Below are 17,396 nucleotides of genomic sequence, written 5' to 3' on the forward strand. Positions count from 1 at the left end.
TTTAAAGAAAATTTTCGGATAAACTATTAACACAAACCTACAACAATACTTCGCGAGTGGTGTACGCTTTAAAAAAAGGACAGGAAAACTATACCAATCAGAAGAACCAGCCAGCTTTGATTGATCCTGCCGTGATCAGAGCTGCTGGACAGATTTACCACACTTACTGTGAGGTACATCCCGAAATCACTGGACAAGCTTCAGGAGTCGCAATTAATCGGTCTAATCACCGAGGTAAAGTGATTTTTACTCACCAACCAATTCTCTTGCCTGAAGAATGCTTTGTGCCTTTGAATCAAATTGAGTCGTATATGTATTAAGTCATAAAGACTGGTGATGAGTCATCAGTCGTGAGTTAAGGTTATAACTTTTGAGCAAATGGCAATAACCCTCTGTTTGGGTGAACCCGCTGTTCATGGGCGAAGCCCCAAATAACGCACTAACTCACAATTGACTCGAATGTTCATCTTGACAATAGTCCAGACAAGTTTCATCGTCTTTGCTTTAGGCACATCTATTGGCAGCTTTATTAATGTAATAGTCTATCGGTTACCAATTGGACTTTCGATTCTTTTTCCACCCTCTGGTTGTCCCCATTGCTTAAACCAACTCAAACCCTACGATAATGTACCGCTGTTGGGATGGCTATGGTTAAGAGGACGCTGTCGTTATTGCAAAAGAAAAATTTCTATCCGTTATCCTGTGGTAGAGGGGGTGACGGGTATTATTTTTTTGTTAGTTTTTTGGATACAGAAGTATTCGCTCTATACAGTAGGTAACTGGGCGTTTTGCAGTTGGTTATTGGCACTATCGCTGATTGATTTAGATACAATGACACTACCGAACTCACTGACTAAGTCGGGTTTGTTAGTAGGAATTGTTTTTCACATAATTTGTGGCTTTCTACCACAAGCGAGTTGGATCGGATTGGTACATCATCTGAAAATGGCGATAGGAGGAGCAGTGGTGGGCTTATGGCTATTTGATGCGATCGCCATAATTGGTTCAATTATATGCGGCAAAACTGCTATGGGTAGAGGAGACACCAAATTAGCAGCCATGATCGGAGCATGGCTAGGATGGAAGTATTTATTGCTTGCTAGTTTTCTTGGAAGTCTTATTGGAGTAATAGTCGCTGGCGGCAAAATCATACTATCACAGCACAGCAGTCGCACAGCGCTGTCTCAAAAATGGGGGCAAAAGATACCTTTTGGTCCTTTTCTTGCTTGCGGGGCAGTTATTGCTCTATTTGGCGGCGAGGCGATTTTGTCTTTTTATTTACGATTATTTTTTCCAATTAGTTGAAGAATAGAATTTTACTGTATCCTAGCCTCATGCGAGGAGATTCGAGAACATCCAATTTTGCATAAAAGATCGTAGTCGGAGCATCTTGCTCCCTACTTCTATTGAAAGCGGGCTGTCCGGCCCCGAAGTCGCTACAACGCGCTTCTGTGCGCACTACAAAATAAAATAAATTTACATATTTGGGATACTCCTGGAGATTCTTGGTTTCTCCAGCAAGCCCTTGCAGTGTCTATCTCTACTTGGAGATACACTAGAACTGTAGATTTAATCACCACTACTATCTTTAAGCTTTTGATAACATCATCTTGTGAATTCAGCCCTGCAGTCTGGTTTTCCACACCCTGTAGAGTGATATTCACCACCTAAAGTAGCGTGTGCGTATTTCCTGTACAACACGCTTGTTTGTTCGCGCAAGCTTCCACAGAACTTGGGAGCGATAAGCCTCCGGCTTGACGCTTTGCGTATCGCATCGCCATAACTGTGTCGTACCTCCTCCAAAGAGACTGCGCGTACGCTGATCCAAAAGCTGTAGCCTTAGCCACAGACAGACCCTAAGCGTGAGTTGGATGATCCTCTTAATAACGGGTACCCTTTTGACAAGAAAAATTGATGCAGCAATTGCTTGCCTCTCATAACATACCAACAAATATTATTGATTTAGGGGGTGAAATCCTATTTGGGACAGGGGCTTAGTGGAGCTTTGTAGGTACCGTTACAACAGCAATGGACTGCTTTACTACTTTTTAAGTTTCCCAGAAGGCGAGCAAGAGACTTGAATTGGTTTACGTATTTTCGTTAAGCTGGCAACCAAAGATCTAAAATATGGTCTCCTATAGCTTACAAGACAATTTTGAATATGTTGTCATTAGTTATGAGTCATTCATCCTTAGTATGGACAAAGGAGTCATGATAAAAAACTAAGATTTTGACAGCATTGGTTTGATCTTTTATCAACATACTATCCACGTAAGATAAGATACAAATGGCGAACAACGAAGAATCACGCGGTTTAAAGTCTTTATTAGATTGGTTTGCAAATCGACGGAAATCAGGATCTACCATCCTAGAACCCCAAGAGCGTGAGATTGCTGATGGACTGTGGCATAAATGTTCTAACTGTGGAGTGTTGACATATGCCAAAGATCTAAGAGCCAACCAAATGGTTTGTGTTGAGTGTGGACATCATAATCGAGTTGATAGTGATGAGCGCATCCGTCAATTGATTGATGTGAATAGTTGGAGGTCGATAGATGAGCATTTGTGTCCTACCGATCCACTACAGTTTCGCGATCGCAAACCTTATATTGATCGCCTGCGGGAAACCCAGGACAAACTGAAGTTAATAGACGCCGTTAAAACTGGTTTTGGTCAAATAAATGGTTTATCCATTGCTCTTGGCGTTATGGACTTCCGGTTTATGGGAGGAAGTATGGGTTCTGTTGTCGGAGAAAAACTGACGCGCCTGATTGAGCAAGCCACTCAACGACGATATCCTGTGGTTATTGTTTGTACCTCTGGTGGAGCGAGGATGCAAGAAGGAATGCTTTCCCTCATGCAGATGGCGAAAATCTCTGCAGCTTTGGAGCGTCATCAAGAAGCGCGGTTGCTGTACATTCCCGTTTTGACAAATCCCACCACAGGTGGTGTAACTGCTAGTTTTGCGATGTTGGGCGATATCATCATAGCAGAACCAAAGGCTACTATCGGTTTTGCTGGGCGGCGAGTGATCGAACAAACCTTACGGGAAAAACTTCCAGAGGAGTTTCAAACTGCGGAAGATTTACTCAAGCACGGCTTTGTGGATGAGATTGTTCCTCGTACTCAGCTAAAACGAACATTAGCACAGTTGATTGCCTTACACCAGCCACCTGCACCAACGTCAACCCATAATAATATGGTGGTTTGGGAGACAAGAAGTTTGAGTTCTAGCGCTGTTGAGTAATCATTGCTTCTCGAACATTAGACTTTTTGCAAAACAGGGTAAGCGCATCTAAATTAGTGTTGACAAAAACATGTGTTTGTGTGTCAATGAATCATCACAGTTTCTCGTTTTGTATGTTTCCCAAGGGTCAAAGCGATACGTCTTCCCGCAGCATGCGCTTTGGGCTGAGGCGTGTGTTGCTTTTTTGCAATCGCCAAAAACATTATCAATAAACAAGAATTACTGCGACGATTTTCGGCTTGATTGACTCTGAGACGTTCTTATTTACAAGATGCGCTTACCCTGCTTACAAAAATCGAAAATTTGGATTTCCCTATGGAGTGTGGTGATTAAGTCTTCAACCCGACACGATATAATTGGTAGCTGCAAAAGAATTTTATTCAGGTCAGTCAGTTTGGGTGTATTGAAAAGTAGGGACGCACCCTGTTTGCATATCAAATGTAAATGAATTATCAGTCAGTTAATTGTGCTTCCAACTTACTGTTAGTTAACTAATCGGCGTGCGATCCGCGCTATGATGGAACATTATCTGTCAGGTGAGTTGTAACATCGTCTTGTGTAAATGTCATTTGATGCAGTTTCAGGTTTTTGGCTCCTGTTAAAATTGCCCCTTCCAGTTTTACATGACTTAGATTTGTCATGTTAAGGTTGGCTCCCATGAGGTTTGCCCCACAGAGGTTTGCTTCATGGAGAATTGCCATTTGTAGGTTCGTTCCCATAAGGTTTGCTCCGCAGAGGTCAGTTTCTCTGAGGCTTGCTTCAGAAAAATTGGCAAAAAACATTTCTGTGTTTTGCAGTTTGGCTGCATTCAGGTTTGCTTGTTGCAAATTGGCTCCATTCAGGTTTGCTTGTTGTAAATTTGCTCCAATCAAACCCGTTCCTTGTAAGTTGGCTTTACCCAACTTTGCTCCTTGCAAATTAGCTAAAAACAGCTTTGCCTCTTGTAAGTTCGCAGCTTTTAAATTAGACCCTTGCAAATTGGCTTTGTATAAATTAGCTCTTCGTAGATTAGCTCCACGCAAACTTGCTCCTGTAAGATTTGCTGCACGTAAATTTGCCCCAGAGGCTTGAGCACAATTAAGGTTTGCTCCACAAAGGTCAGCATCAGTTAAGTTGGTTGATTGCAAGTTGGCCTGATATAGAATTGACCCAGAGAGTTTAGCACCTTCCAAATTTGCCTCACACAAGTTCGCTCCGTGTAAATTGGCTTGACAGAGGTTAGCTCCCCGCAAATCTGCTTGCTGGAAGTTGGCTTTATGCAAGTCTGCTGTGCTCATATCAGCATATCGCAAATCAATTTTCTGATTTGGCTGGTCTTTTTGGATCTGACGTCTGGCGATGACATTCAAGGCTGCTTGAATATCTGTAGGAGTTCTTGCAGTTTGTTGAATTTGCTCGTTTTGCAGTTTTCCAGCAGCATTCTCTCGCACAAAAGCTGTCAGAATTTCCATAATTGTCCAGTATTGCTGAGGAGAATCTTGAGCAATTCTTTCCAAAGAATAAATTGCACCCGTCCGTGTCGCAGCACTTTGATGCCCAAGCTGGGTAATTGCAGTCATAAAGCGTTCTGTAATCAGCCTTTCTTGGGCGATACGGACATTCTTGATTGCAATCTCATTACTCTTATGCGCTGCGATCGCACTTTCTTGAAGAGCTTGGGCGCGTTTTGCTGCCACGTATGCATGAATCATCACTGCTAATCCTAGCAAAAGGGTAGCTGTTGTTGAGAATACTTGAGTTCTATTTTCGATTTTTGGTTGATTTGACAACTCCTCCATTTTGGTAAATGTGATGAAAAATACTATTGGTGATAAAATAGACGTAAGTGCTACAACTATCAACCAATTTTTGAGTACGTCTGTCTTGTTCGCAGACATAATGGTTGTGTCCCTCAAAACACACAATTTTTAAGTAGAGTACAGGAGAAAAGAGTATAACATGTGTTTAGTAGTTTTCCACGTCTGACAAAACTAGGTAAATGCAGCAGCTTGTTTTTCAAAATCAATGGCAGCCTATAGTGGTTCCATTCTTTTACAAACAGTTGTCTGATGACTATCCCTGAAATTGGTTTAAAATACTTATTATTAATTTAGTATGATAAATAATGCAACCGTCTCAAGAGAGATTTTTTTATCCCTATTTTCACTTAGTTTAATGTTTTTCCATACTCCATAGGTGAAGCAAGAATCACAAATCAGGTCTGAAATCATTTATTAGTTACTATTAATACTTTTGTCTAAGTATAGAGTTTTGATCATAAATGTTTAAAAATAAAAATAGCAATTTTGTCTCGTTTTGAAACTTGACTTTTTTGGCAAAAGAGGCGTAAAGACAAAGTATAAAGAAAGCTAAGGACTCACAGTTGGTGCATTCTGGGTGACGGTTCAGTCCCACTTGCTATGCTCAAATTAAGCCATTCAAAATTTGGCGTACGAGTACGCACTTAAAAAAGTTCAAATATAGCCGTTGCCAGGTAGATTAGGACATGAACTAATCAGAAAATACGGACATCACGAGATTTGAAACCCTGTTAAGCGTTAAGCGTTCCCTACGTCCTAATAGAGTTGGCTATAGCTATAACTAATGACCAGAGCCTAGGGACTTTACATAAACTGTATCACAACGAGCTGTTTCTACACCCGTTGCCTTTTGATACCCACTGCTTTCGTATAGTTTGACAGCTTCGCTCAAAACACTGGCGGTTTCAATCCAAATTTACTGAAAACCACGGAATGCTAGCGCTGCTTCTAATGGTTGTAGCAAATATTTTTTTTCCTTGTCCTAAACCCCAAACTCCCAGTCACGAATGAGACATTTCTTATAGTAATTTTTCATTTCCAATATCTTCTAACTGTGAATGCGAGGTTCTGAATGTAGATTTGCTAGCAATTGACTTTCAACTACCGCTAACTCATCCAACCGTTGTCTGACAATTTCACGGTTAAAGTAGGTATCACTAAGAACCCAATAAATACCATAGTGCCGTGCCTCAGATGCCATCAAGCCATGATAAAATTTAGCTAACTCAGGTTCTGGACAATGAGCCGCTAACAATCCAAGGCGTTCGTGACTACGAGCTTCAATCAAACCACTCACTAGCAGGGAATCTAAAAACCGTTCAGGTTCCTTGGGTCGAATTTGCGCCTTTAAACCAGCACCATAGGGAGGTGGCTGTAAGGGACGCAAAGGAATATTTCGACGGTCCAGCCATTGATTGACCAATTCAAAATGTTCTAGTTCTTCACGAGCAATTTTGGTTAGCTCCCGTACCATTTTTGCATTGGAAGGGTAGCGAAATATCATGTTCAAAGCGACCCCTGCGGCTTTGCGTTCGCATTGAGAGTGATCGAGGAGAATGGTGTCTAGGTTAGAGATTGCTTGTTCCACCCAAGCAAAACTTGTGGGTGTTTTGAGGGCGTTGATAGTTGGTAACTCAGATGAAAGCACGTTTAGGAATGACAAAAGACTCTACATATTCAATATTAAGTATCAGCGATCGCCCCAACAAGGAAAAAATGTCCTGTTGCACCCGGATTTGAGATACAAACCTATTTTTCATAAAAGAGTCTTGCTAGACTTGAGAGGACGTGCAGCAATTTTATCTTAAAATTAAAACAATTACGGTTCTTTGATATAATTGCCGTAGTATAAATACGAGATACGCAGTTTCTTAGCTCCTTCGCGCCCTCGCCCCGCACCATAACTATACTCAGTTTTTTGTGGTAAGTTCACATAGTTTGTTGACAAAGTTTAGCGAAAAAGTATCGGTTCAAAAAATATGCCTAACATCATAGCAATTGCTGGCAGTCCATCTCATCCTTCCAGAACCTACACGCTTCTGGAACACTCCACTAAAATTTTGCAGCAAGAGGGCTTTCAAACGGATATTATCTCTGTTCGCGATGTCCCTGCTGAAGTTTTAGCCTATGGACGTTACGATAGCCCAGCTTTAGAACAACCAAAAGGACTCATAGAAAAGGCAGATGGTGTTATTATTGGCACTCCGATTTACAAAGCAGCCTACACGGGAGTTCTCAAAGCGTTTTTAGACTTGCTACCTCAAAGAGCGTTGTCAGGCAAAGTCGTGTTACCGATCGCCACTGGTGGGACTTTAGCTCATTTGTTGGCAATTGATTATGCCCTCAAACCCGTATTGTCAGAGTTAAAAGCACGATTCATCTTGGGCGGCGTTTATGCAGTAGACAAACAACTGCAAATACAACAAGATGGCAGTCTTCAATTTGATCAGGAAATTGATCAGAGATTGAAAGAAGCTCTGAATGAGTTTGCACAATCTGTCAAGAGTTTGCAACCCAATGTCAAAGAATTGGCTTCCGCAAATTAATTTATGGAGGAAGCCAGTTGAAGAGTGGCTGGGCAAATAAGGGCGATCGCCTAAGAGTTGACTTTTAGTGTAAATATGTAGATTTAATATCGTCCCCAACCTACCCTGCCGTTGAGGTTGGCGATTCCTAGAGTAGCTTCTTTAACTTACTGCTTTATCGCCCTAAAGCCAATGTAATGTTGAAAATTCCTTCTATAGCTATAAAGGGTTTTCGCCAATTCTTAGCTGCTTATAGCAAAATTTCAGATCTCGTAAGTTAGAAATAGAATAACTGACGTACAAAATACGGCATAATAAGATTTATAAAGAGTTAGAGAGTTTTTATACATTTTAAATAACAGAATATATTACGCAATCTTAATACTTGTTCATCTTAAGTATCAACTATATCTTTTTTTCTCAAGTACGGATGAAAAAGAGCAATATACCTGTGTGTACACAACAGCAAAGAGCATTTATGTATTAAGTTAGATTTATGTCATCAAAATATGACATAAGTTATATCATGTGATACCCGAACTATGATATTGTCTAATCATAATTAACAACTACGGTAAACGGACAAGAAAATAGTACAATATGAAAAGGGAGATAGAAAAGCTATTTATCTTAAGATTTCATATTCTTATATCACTTGATCAATAATTTGAGGAAACTCATGCACTTACTGATCGCTAATAATCAGAATTATCTTCAAATAGATGAATTTAGAATTGTTACTCGTTAATTGTATCAAACACTAAATATCCATTTTCAATCTTTTGTTGAGTGAAGCGAAATAATCGCCAAAACTCTATGTTACGTTTTGTAAGGTTTACGTACTTAATGGTGCTATTTTTTTTGAACTTTAGTTTTTGGAAAAATGCTAGATCGTAGTCAAGTTATTCCAACATTACTATTAGTTATTGCCTGGAGCCTGACTTCATGCAGCAGTGCTGAAGAGAAGAAGAGGCAGGTGAGTATCGATGGTGGACTTGTAGGTTATCCTCTCCATCAAGCAGTTGCGGAGGAATTTAAAAAGGTTAAAAGTGATGCCCAAATTAGTGTTGCAGCTAGTGGCACTGGTGGTGGGATGAGTAAGTTTTGTTCTGGTCAAATTGATGTTGTTGGTGCTTCACGCCCTATTAAGAAAGAAGAAATTACAAAATGTAAAAAGCAAGGTATTGAATTCGTAGAACTGCCGATTGCTCTTGATGGAATTGCTGTAATCGCCAACCGAAAAAATAACTTTGCTAGCTGCTTATCTATCAAGGAATTAAACAAGATTTGGAGTCCAAAAGCAACAAATAAAGTCAAAAACTGGAATCAAGTGAACTCCAAATTTCCCAACAAACCTTTGAGGCTTTATGCCCCTGCTTCTGATACTGGGACATTTGATTATTTCACACAAGCAATCAATAAAAAAGGCAAAGCTAGCCGTACAGACTACACTGCTACTCAGAATCAAAACGTTCTTGTGAATGGAATTGCAGGTGATGATGCTGCACTAGGATATGTGGGAATTTCTTATTACTTAGCAAACAGGGATAAGCTGCAACTGGTCGGTGTACAAACTCCTGAAGGAAAATGTGAAACGCCAGATCCCCCGGAAAAAGTTGCTAACAACATCTACAAACCTTTATCTCGTCCTCTGTTGATTTATGTTAACAAGACGAATTTAGACAGCAAGCCAGCAGTGAAGGATTTTGTTAGTTTCTACTTAGACAATTCCAAAAAGTGGGTGAGACAGTCTGGCTATGTTGAACTAACTGATGAGGCTTATGCTAAGGCTAAACAAAGATTTGTTTCTGAGAAAACGGGTTCTAAGTTCAAAGATGCAAAACCAGGCGAACCAGTAACAAAGTATATTTAAAACTTTTTGGATTTCGGAGATTCCTTCTGAGAAAATCTGAAAATCCAAAAAATGCGAATAGGCCTACAAATAGGCTTGATGACAAACCCTTGATAGACCTGTTTATAGTTATTATGCAGAGTGGTAATTATCAGAACGATTTCAATCAGGAACCGAGAAGAACGCTGGAAAGACAACCATCTGACGATATCCAAGACAAAATTGTCGAAGTGATTTTATTTTGCTGTGCTTTGGTTTCCATCCTGACGACGATTGGAATTGTCTTCATTATCTTTCAAGTGACATTTGAGTTTTTCCAAGAAGTTTCGTTTGCTCAGTTCTTTCTCGATACTCAGTGGACTCCTTTGTTTGCAGAGCGACATTTTGGAATTTGGCCCCTTATAAATGGCACTTTTATGACTACGGCGATCGCGATGTCTGTTGCCATTCCTCTGGGTTTATGTTCTGCCATCTACTTGAGCGAATATGCCCAACCTAAAGTAGCAGCAATTTTACGTCCAGCAGTAGAATTACTAGCAGGAGTGCCTACAGTTGTTTACGGTTACTTTGCACTTTTATTTGTCACACCGTTGCTGCGCAATATTCTTCCACTGGAAATCTTCAACGCTTTGAGTGCTGGTTTGATGATGGGAGTAATGATTACCCCCACTGTTGGCTCTATTAGTCTGGATGCTATACAAGCTGTGCCACGCTCTTTGCGAGAAGGAGCTTCTGCATTGGGATTAACTAAACTCGAAGCTATATTTCGAGTTGTTCTGCCTGCTGCTCTTTCTGGAATTATCGCCTCGATTATTTTGGGAATTTCTCGAGCTGTTGGTGAAACAATGACTGTGCTCATAGCCGCAGGACAACAACCAAGACTGACTGTTAATATCATGGAGTCAGTACAAACAATGACAGCTTACATGGCTCAGATTTCTGGTGGAGATAGTCCTCGTGGCAGTCTCAACTACAAGACTTTGTACGCTGTGGGAGCAGTTCTATTTTTGATAACTTTGGCTTTAAATATTTTTAGTAATTGGATTGCTAAACGCTTCAAAGAAAAATACGAGTAAGAGATATGGCTAGTTCGATTAACTCCGACAATTTTCAACAAGAAAGTGAAGATTTTACCGACAATATAGACAATAGAGAAAAACTTGGAAAATTTTTTGAAGTCATTTTTTTACTTGGATTGCTCATTGGTTTGTTTGTCCTGGCACTCCTGGTTTTTGACATTTGTAAAGACGGATTAGTTAGATTTTTTACACCTGGTTTTATAACGGAAACACCTTCCCGTTTTCCTAATCAAGGTGGCATCCTTCCTGCTATTGTCAGCAGCCTTATGTTAGGACTCATCACCATTTTGGTTTCTGTACCAATCGGCGTAGGAGCAGCTTTGTATCTCGAAGAATATGCACCAAAAAACTGGTGGGCTGATCTGATTGAGATTAACATTAGCAATCTCGCTGGAGTCCCTTCTATTGTCTATGGCTTACTGGGTTTAGGAGTTTTCAATTATTTTTTGGGTTTCGGTTCAGCTTTGATTTCTGGAGGACTAACTTTGTCCTTACTGTCTTTACCAGTGATTATTGTGACAGCCAGAGAAGCAATTCGAGCGGTTCCAGATTCTCTAAGAAATGCTTCTTACGGCTTAGGCATAACCAAGTGGCAAACCATCAGTAATCATGTTTTACCTTATGCCATCCCTGGTATTCTCACAGGAGTGATTATTTCAGTCTCTCGTGCCATTGGTGATGCAGCGTGTCTGATTGTAGTTGGTGCTGTTAGTTTCTTAACATTCAGCCCTGGTTTGTTTCAGCGATTCATGGCATTGCCCATCCAAATTTACTCCTACATCTCTCGTCCAGAGCCAGGTTTTTCCAATGCAGCAGCAGCGACAATTCTTGTCTTGCTTCTTTTAATTTTGGCTCTGAATGGCGTGGCGATTTTCATTAGACAACGCTACTCGCTATCTAAATAAAAGAGTTTCCAAAATTTCAACAAACATTTACAGTAAATCACAGATTGGAAAGATTAAAAATGACTTATAACAACGCCAAAGGGAAATTAAGTAGCGCCACCCAAAGTGAACATGACAGTACGGTTTTCAATGTTGAAGGGATTAAAGTTTACTACAATGGATTGATCGCGCTTCAGGATGTTTATATAGAAATCCCTGAGAAGAAAATTGTTGCTTTTATTGGACCTTCAGGCTGTGGCAAAAGTACCCTGTTACGCTGCTTTAATCGTATGAACGATTTAATTCCAGGAGCGAAGGTTGAAGGTCGGCTGCATTACCGCAATAAGAATATTTATGATCCTAAAATTAATTCTGTGAAATTGCGGCGTCAAGTAGGAATGGTTTTCCAAAGACCAAATCCTTTTCCAAAATCTATTTACGAAAACATCTCGTTTGCACCACGTACAAACGGTTATAAAGGTAATATTGATGAACTCGTAGAGCAATCATTACGACAAGCTGCTCTTTGGAATGAGGTGAAAGACAAACTCAAGGACAAAGGTACAGCATTATCTGGAGGACAACAGCAACGTCTTTGCATTGCAAGGGCGATCGCCATGAAGCCAGATGTCCTATTGATGGATGAACCTTGCTCTGCATTAGACCCTATTTCCACTCGTCAAGTTGAAGAACTTTGCCTGCAACTCAAAGAGCAATACACCATCATCATGGTAACCCACAATATGCAGCAGGCTTCGCGAGTTGCAGACTGGACTGCTTTCTTCAACACCGAAATCAGCGAGCATGGTAAACGCAGAGGAAGATTAGTCGAATTCAGTCCTACCGAAGAAATGTTTAGCACTCCTACAACTCAGGAAGCTGCAGAGTATATTAGCGGACGTTTCGGTTAATATAGCAGGGAACAAGCAACGCTTAACAGGAAACACACTTTCAAGTCTCTTGGTGAGCGTGTTTTCTCATTCGTTCCTGTCCTAATCTATCTGACGACTGCTATATATAAAACGCTTGGAAACTATGGCAGCATGGCATAAAGCTTGCTCAGCTTCTCTACATCGTGCTCAAACCAATCATAAATCCACTGGCAATAGTGCCCAATTGCTTGTGTAGCGTTAAGACTACCCAAGAATTCCCCTGCAATCAAATGCCCTGCCATGATCCCAGACATGATTGCTTTGAGCACCCCATGACTGGATGCGGGATCAAGAACCATCGCCGCATCCCCAACCATGAAGTAACCAGAACCCGCAGGCTGGGAAACAATCCGCCAAGTGACATCAGCCGCCTGCATTTTCCCATGAGTCTTGAGTCCGTGGAATTCATCCGGGAGCCAGTCTTTTGGGATTTTCTGATCAACTAACCATAGACGCGTCCACTGGTAAAGTTGAGGTTGCACTCTTGCAGTCCACGTCCACCCACCAGAGTCTGCAACTATCGCTGGAGCATCATCCCGGATTGGACATTCTCCAGAAGCATAGCCATAGTATACAATCCTACGCGGAGAATGATAGTTGATTTGCAGTTCTAATTGTCGAGCTAACCAATGATGACTTCCTGTTGCATCAACAACTTTAGATGCCCTGAAAATTCCTAGGCTTGTCTCAACACCAACGACTTTATCCTCATCCACAAGTACATGCAAAGCTTGGCATGGCTGCAAAACCTCAACACCCAAAGCTTTGGCTTGATTCAGCAAAATTGTATCAAAATCGGCTCTCCAGGCTTGAAATCCCAGCCATGCGCCCGAATTATCTTCTCCAAAGGGGACAAAATGCCTCTCGGCTTCCCACTGCACCCAGTTTCCAGTGTGGCGTAGAAAGCCAGCAGCTAGCACTGGCTCGATCACGCCTAACTGCTTCAAAAGCGGCTCTACACCTGGGTGTAGAGTTTCACCGGGGTGGTAACGTGGAAATTGCTCCCGCTCAATCAGGACAACTCGTAAACCTTTTTGAGCCGATGCAATCGCAGCAGCAGACCCTGCAGGTCCGCTACCTATAATCAGTACATCACAATGAGACACGTGTCCAAGCATTATTGTTACGTTTCAACAAAATGTTGAGGGGTGTGACAAAAAGCGTTGCGGTTTCTTGAATTGGAACCAATTGTTTGCGAAAATCATCTGAATTTGGATTTGCCGATGGATCTCCAGGACGATAGATTTCAAACCGATAGATTATACCAGCAAGTGTAGTTGTTGCTTGAGTTTGTGCCTGTTGTAATTCTGAATCAGTTGGCTGCACTTGACGGAACGAAAATAACCTCCATTGACCTCTCGCTTCAGGGATGACGCGGTAAACATTTGCCATTGCCAAAACTCTAGCTTCATATTCACGCACATCAACTTTACCTGTTAGCGACAACGAGAATTTCTTCTGCAAAGAACTTTCTACATAATCTGCATGGTCATAATCTGCATACTCAATAAAGTTTTTGCCATTCTTTGTAACTCGCTTTGGACCAGGAATACCATCCCAAGGTGAACTACCAATCTGACCAATTTCTTCATCAGTCAAAGGGCTGACAGTCGGTCCTTGGCTTGGCTGAAATGTCCGTGCAGCATCGGGAGCGACTGCAGGCCAAAATGTACTGAGTGCTGCACACAATTTAGAATCTTCTGGGAAAGGACTGCCTAACCCATAAGCTGCTAAATGATCTACTCCGTTGGCGCGATCAAAACTCACATCCCAACCAGGGGCAAATATTCCAGCTGCTCCATCTGGAAGATAAGCATGTCGCATTGTAGGGGAAGCGCTTAACGGCATTTGTCTGACTGAACCACTCACGGGTAAACAGACAATTGCAGTGACGGTTTTATCTTCTGGACGAAAATTAGCGTTCTTTAACTGCAGGTTAGGAGCGAGGCGACTGTCGGATAGCGTTTCTGGGCTAACTTCCCAAAGATTCTGTCTAAGTGCAGCAGGTACCGACTGCTCAGTCCATTCCAATAGCTCTCGCTGATCGCAGTTGGGAAAGAAATCTGGTGCTGTTACAAGGGAATAAGCAGGAATACGGCGTGGAATTGCCACTGCTAACTGTGGACAAACTGCTTCAATCGATCCATCACCTGTGAAATCAAGGTAGTGAAGGGCATCATAACCACCTTTTTGTACAGCTTGTGTGACATTTGCGAGATTATTGAGATTGTCGATTTGACCGTTGGAGAGTTTGTGACGGGCGTGAACATATTCTGGAGCACGTCTTGCTCCTGTAGTTGCAGGAATCATTAAGCTGGAAGATAAAGTCCTACTACCTGCTGGAACTTTAAAAGTCAGTGGTTTGCCTTGATAATTCGCAGCTTCAATTAGATTCTTATGAACCACTGGAACTAGAAGTCCACGACCAAATTCCGGCTTTGTTGTCAATTCAGCAATGCCATCTGAAAAAATGAATGGCGGATTACTAATGTCTGGTTCACCCCATCCTGCATTTTTCAAAACTAAGTGAATCCGCCGCAATTTTTCATTGATATGGCGAGCATTAAGTGTCACCTGCAAATCTAAATTGCGAATACATTCTTTGCCGTTGAACAGCTTGTGCAGAGGAACCCAGAAAAGTCTGCTATCGTCTCCTGCTCGTCTTCTGTCATCACCTTGTGGAAGATTAACATTGTTATTTTGAACCTGAAAACGCATGGGAACAAAGGTAGCTCGATCACCTCTACGTTGAACAGCAATATAGGCAGAATAGCGAGCTGGTAAAACGCGAAAAGCTTGTGAATCTTCCTGAACAAAGGGTAAAAATCCACGAAGTTTGCCGTTATACTGTGCTTCTGCTGTTCCTACACGCGCCACACCAGTACGCGAAAAACACAAATCAGCATGCTTGCGCTGAACAGTTTCCGATGCAGGACGATACTCACTAGCAAAGACAACTATCGCTAAAAGTTCCCCTTGTGCCCGAGCTCGCAAATCTTCCAATGAAGGCGGCTGCACGCCGTAAACATAATTTTCAATAACTTCAAATTCCGCCAGCGTTGGATATTCCCTCAGGTTTTCACTGACAACATTGTGTGAAGCAAAAGCGTGAAATAGTAAACTCCGAGCCGCACTTCCTGGCTCTATTCCCCTTTTTCCTTCAAAAGCAAAATCTTCAAATCCTTTAATAGTTCTGTTGATATTTGGCAGTTCCTTTGCTAATTCTTGCTTAAGATTGGCTGCGGTGATATCAAGTCCATGAGCGAGAAGTAAGTCGCGCCAGCCAAGAGGAGCTAGGCGATCGCACACTCTTTTAACATCATCAATTAAAGGCATAACTCAAATAAACTCCTTGTTTTTAGATTTAACCCGGACTTAGGTATTGACAAAAATGTCATTACCTGCCGTAGTCCTACTTGATTTGTGTAAGGAAAGTTAACCAGGGAAAACTTTGCTGTGACTTATTAGATGTAAACAGAATCAACTTATGCACTTTCGGATAGAAATAAGAAAAACGCTAGAAAAAGTGCAAAGATAAGTGATTCTTAGGGATTTTAATAGTTAAGCTCCAATTTTTACAGATAAACTATCTTGGCAACACAGTTAAACATGAATAGAAGTTTATTGGCGATCGCCTTGTTCGCCGGAGAGTTTTGTGGAGAAAACCCTCTCCCTAAATCTCCCATTTAGGGCAAACGGACGCGCTCCGTCCCTCATAAGATACCGTAGAAGATATATCTTTGCGCGAGGTGAGAAATGGCGATTCTACAATTAGAAGATGGGACACGATACACTGATTTGCAAGATATATCCCGCGAATTAGCACCCCTAAATATTCAACTTAATCGTTGGGCTGTCGGAGAAAGTCAACACTTGCGTGAACTTATATCACAAGATAGCCTCAATGAAGATGAAAAAGAACAAGTCTTAAAATCTCTGGATAAATATTTCCACCAACTGCAACAAACAGCAGGCTATCAAACCCGCGACTTAATTGTCCTGCATCCAGGAATGCCGAACCTTGATGCCATGATGACAAAGTTTGACAAAATCCATACCCATTCAGAAGACGAAGTTCGTTACATCATTGATGGAGAAGCCATTTTTGGTTTTGTCCGACCGGATGATAGCCAAGTAGAACTGACAATACAACCCCAAGAGTACATCAATGTGCCTGCAAAGACCGAACACTGGTTTTATCTAACCCCAGCACGGCGAGTTAAAGCAGTGCGTTATTTCACTGGAAGTCAAGGTTGGACTCCCGAATATACAGGGAGAGAAATTCACACTCGTCAGGTTGTCACTAAAGTATAAATGAAGACGCAATGAATAGCCCAAAGCTGATTGATCCTCGCCTTGAACTCATCTGTGCTGCCCGTCACTTCTACCAACAAGGATGGATGGTGGGGACTTCAGGAAATCTCTCAGTTCGTTTACCTGATCACAGCTTTTGGATTACAGCTAGTGGTCAGTGTAAAGGAGAATTAGAACTTGGTGATTTTGTACGTATCTATCCAAATGGCACGGCTTGCCCTGAGGGTAGTCGAAGGGTAGAAAAACCCTCGCCTGATGTGAAGCCTTCAGCTGAAACTGCCATTCACCAAGTTCTTTATGCTCTATTCCCTGAAGCTACAAGCTGCTACCATGTTCACTCAGTAGAAGCAAATTTGGTTTCTCGTTTTGTGAAAGGAGATACCTTGCCTCTACCACCGTTGGAGATGCTCAAAGGACTGGGAGTCTGGGAAGAGAATCCTGATTGCGCTATGTCGATCTTTGACAACCATTTACAGGTTTCCTGCATTGTAGATGAGATTAAAGAGCGCTTTAGAACAATTCCTCCACAACTAAGCGCTTTACTTATCCGTGACCACGGTGTTACCATTTGGGCACCTTCTGCCAAAACTGCCCGTAATTATATTGAGTTAGTGGAATACATTTTCCGCTATATGGTCGCAGCCAGAGGTGTGGGTGTTTGGGGTGTAGGGGAAGAGAGGGATTGAAGTGGAAGAGAAAAAGTAGGAAAAGAAAACAAATGACTTGTGATTAATGACTCATCAAACTATTCGCGTTGTTGTTCG

Annotated in this window: 15 protein-coding genes and 1 pseudogene; 10 read left to right on the top strand and 6 right to left on the bottom strand. The window is 41.6% G+C overall.

What is annotated here, in order from left to right; genetic code table 11:
* The first annotated feature begins 59 nt into the window (after positions 1 to 59).
* The 3 genes from DP114_RS15315 to accD all read left to right on the top strand — a co-directional run bounded on the left by DP114_RS15315 (position 60) and on the right by accD (position 3,247).
* Entirely contained in the window at positions 60 to 320 is a 261-nt protein-coding gene (locus tag DP114_RS15315; RefSeq protein WP_169266574.1) for a hypothetical protein, read from the top strand.
* Between the two features lie 139 nt (positions 321 to 459).
* Positions 460 to 1,305 (top strand): prepilin peptidase, encoded by an 846-nt coding sequence (locus DP114_RS15320; protein ID WP_171976488.1) that lies wholly within the window; start codon positions 460 to 462, stop codon positions 1,303 to 1,305.
* Positions 1,306 to 2,287: 982 nt separating this feature from the next.
* Entirely contained in the window at positions 2,288 to 3,247 is a 960-nt protein-coding gene (accD, locus tag DP114_RS15325) for an acetyl-CoA carboxylase, carboxyltransferase subunit beta (protein WP_171976489.1), read from the top strand.
* Between the two features lie 512 nt (positions 3,248 to 3,759).
* Here the strand turns inward: accD and DP114_RS15330 are convergent.
* From DP114_RS15330 to DP114_RS35770, 4 genes and pseudogenes are all read right to left on the bottom strand, one after another.
* The gene (locus tag DP114_RS15330) at positions 3,760 to 5,124 is read right to left on the bottom strand and encodes a pentapeptide repeat-containing protein (RefSeq protein ID WP_171976490.1); all 1,365 of its coding nucleotides are present in this window, start codon (positions 5,122 to 5,124) and stop codon (positions 3,760 to 3,762) included.
* A 703-nt stretch (positions 5,125 to 5,827) separates the two neighbouring features.
* Positions 5,828 to 6,016 (bottom strand): annotated as a pseudogene (locus DP114_RS35000) (GNAT family N-acetyltransferase); the annotation flags it as partial.
* Between the two features lie 78 nt (positions 6,017 to 6,094).
* Positions 6,095 to 6,694: a MiaE family protein gene (locus tag DP114_RS15335; RefSeq protein ID WP_169266596.1), complete on the bottom strand. Its 600-nt coding sequence runs from the start codon at positions 6,692 to 6,694 to the stop codon at positions 6,095 to 6,097.
* Complete coding sequence (locus DP114_RS35770; RefSeq protein WP_256379384.1) at positions 6,681 to 6,806, bottom strand: hypothetical protein; 126 nt, start codon at positions 6,804 to 6,806, stop codon at positions 6,681 to 6,683. Before DP114_RS35770 ends, DP114_RS15335 begins: the two co-directional genes overlap by 14 nt.
* A 219-nt stretch (positions 6,807 to 7,025) precedes the next feature.
* Here DP114_RS35770 and ssuE point away from each other — a divergent pair, with 219 nt between their 5' ends.
* From ssuE to pstB, 5 genes are all read left to right on the top strand, one after another.
* Positions 7,026 to 7,592, top strand: coding sequence for an NADPH-dependent FMN reductase (gene ssuE / locus DP114_RS15340; protein WP_171976491.1), 567 nt, complete (start codon positions 7,026 to 7,028; stop codon positions 7,590 to 7,592).
* Between the two features lie 862 nt (positions 7,593 to 8,454).
* Entirely contained in the window at positions 8,455 to 9,444 is a 990-nt protein-coding gene (locus tag DP114_RS15345) for a PstS family phosphate ABC transporter substrate-binding protein (RefSeq protein WP_171976492.1), read from the top strand.
* 113 nt (positions 9,445 to 9,557) lie between these two features.
* Entirely contained in the window at positions 9,558 to 10,499 is a 942-nt protein-coding gene (gene pstC, locus DP114_RS15350; protein ID WP_171976493.1) for a phosphate ABC transporter permease subunit PstC, read from the top strand.
* Between the two features lie 5 nt (positions 10,500 to 10,504).
* Positions 10,505 to 11,407 carry a phosphate ABC transporter permease PstA gene (gene pstA, locus DP114_RS15355; protein WP_171976494.1) on the top strand — a complete coding sequence of 301 codons (903 nt, stop codon included), beginning with the start codon at positions 10,505 to 10,507 and terminating at the stop codon, positions 11,405 to 11,407.
* A gap of 59 nt (positions 11,408 to 11,466) precedes the next feature.
* A complete protein-coding gene (gene pstB / locus DP114_RS15360) occupies positions 11,467 to 12,297 on the top strand; it encodes a phosphate ABC transporter ATP-binding protein PstB (protein WP_169266581.1) in 831 nt (276 codons plus the stop codon).
* A gap of 122 nt (positions 12,298 to 12,419) precedes the next feature.
* On the opposite strand, the gene DP114_RS15365 is transcribed toward pstB, so the two are convergent.
* Together DP114_RS15365 and DP114_RS15370 are read right to left on the bottom strand one after the other, a co-directional pair.
* On the bottom strand, positions 12,420 to 13,436 hold the full coding sequence (locus tag DP114_RS15365; RefSeq protein ID WP_169266582.1) for an NAD(P)/FAD-dependent oxidoreductase: 1,017 nt from the start codon (positions 13,434 to 13,436) through the stop codon (positions 12,420 to 12,422).
* Positions 13,411 to 15,654: a hypothetical protein gene (locus DP114_RS15370; RefSeq protein ID WP_171976495.1), complete on the bottom strand. Its 2,244-nt coding sequence runs from the start codon at positions 15,652 to 15,654 to the stop codon at positions 13,411 to 13,413. Before DP114_RS15370 ends, DP114_RS15365 begins: the two co-directional genes overlap by 26 nt.
* A gap of 420 nt (positions 15,655 to 16,074) precedes the next feature.
* Between DP114_RS15370 and DP114_RS15375 the strand changes: the two genes are divergently transcribed.
* Positions 16,075 to 16,632, top strand: coding sequence for a 1,2-dihydroxy-3-keto-5-methylthiopentene dioxygenase (locus DP114_RS15375; RefSeq protein WP_171976496.1), 558 nt, complete (start codon positions 16,075 to 16,077; stop codon positions 16,630 to 16,632).
* A gap of 11 nt (positions 16,633 to 16,643) precedes the next feature.
* Positions 16,644 to 17,318, top strand: a complete 675-nt coding sequence (gene mtnB / locus DP114_RS15380) for a methylthioribulose 1-phosphate dehydratase (RefSeq protein ID WP_171976497.1) — start codon at positions 16,644 to 16,646, stop codon at positions 17,316 to 17,318.
* Positions 17,319 to 17,396 lie beyond the last annotated feature (78 nt).

Source organism: Brasilonema sennae CENA114, assembly GCF_006968745.1.
GTDB lineage: Bacteria > Cyanobacteriota > Cyanobacteriia > Cyanobacteriales > Nostocaceae > Brasilonema > Brasilonema sennae.

Coding starts and splice junctions, on each gene's coding strand:
- DP114_RS15320 (WP_171976488.1), top strand. CDS start 460: ATGTTCATCTTGACAATAGTCCAGACAAGTTTCATCGTCTTTGCTTTA.
- accD (WP_171976489.1), top strand. CDS start 2,288: ATGGCGAACAACGAAGAATCACGCGGTTTAAAGTCTTTATTAGATTGG.
- DP114_RS15330 (WP_171976490.1), bottom strand. CDS start 5,124: ATGTCTGCGAACAAGACAGACGTACTCAAAAATTGGTTGATAGTTGTA.
- DP114_RS35770 (WP_256379384.1), bottom strand. CDS start 6,806: ATGAAAAATAGGTTTGTATCTCAAATCCGGGTGCAACAGGACATTTTT.
- ssuE (WP_171976491.1), top strand. CDS start 7,026: ATGCCTAACATCATAGCAATTGCTGGCAGTCCATCTCATCCTTCCAGA.
- DP114_RS15345 (WP_171976492.1), top strand. CDS start 8,455: ATGCTAGATCGTAGTCAAGTTATTCCAACATTACTATTAGTTATTGCC.
- pstC (WP_171976493.1), top strand. CDS start 9,558: ATGCAGAGTGGTAATTATCAGAACGATTTCAATCAGGAACCGAGAAGA.
- pstA (WP_171976494.1), top strand. CDS start 10,505: ATGGCTAGTTCGATTAACTCCGACAATTTTCAACAAGAAAGTGAAGAT.
- pstB (WP_169266581.1), top strand. CDS start 11,467: ATGACTTATAACAACGCCAAAGGGAAATTAAGTAGCGCCACCCAAAGT.
- DP114_RS15365 (WP_169266582.1), bottom strand. CDS start 13,436: ATGCTTGGACACGTGTCTCATTGTGATGTACTGATTATAGGTAGCGGA.
- DP114_RS15370 (WP_171976495.1), bottom strand. CDS start 15,654: ATGCCTTTAATTGATGATGTTAAAAGAGTGTGCGATCGCCTAGCTCCT.
- DP114_RS15375 (WP_171976496.1), top strand. CDS start 16,075: ATGGCGATTCTACAATTAGAAGATGGGACACGATACACTGATTTGCAA.
- mtnB (WP_171976497.1), top strand. CDS start 16,644: ATGAATAGCCCAAAGCTGATTGATCCTCGCCTTGAACTCATCTGTGCT.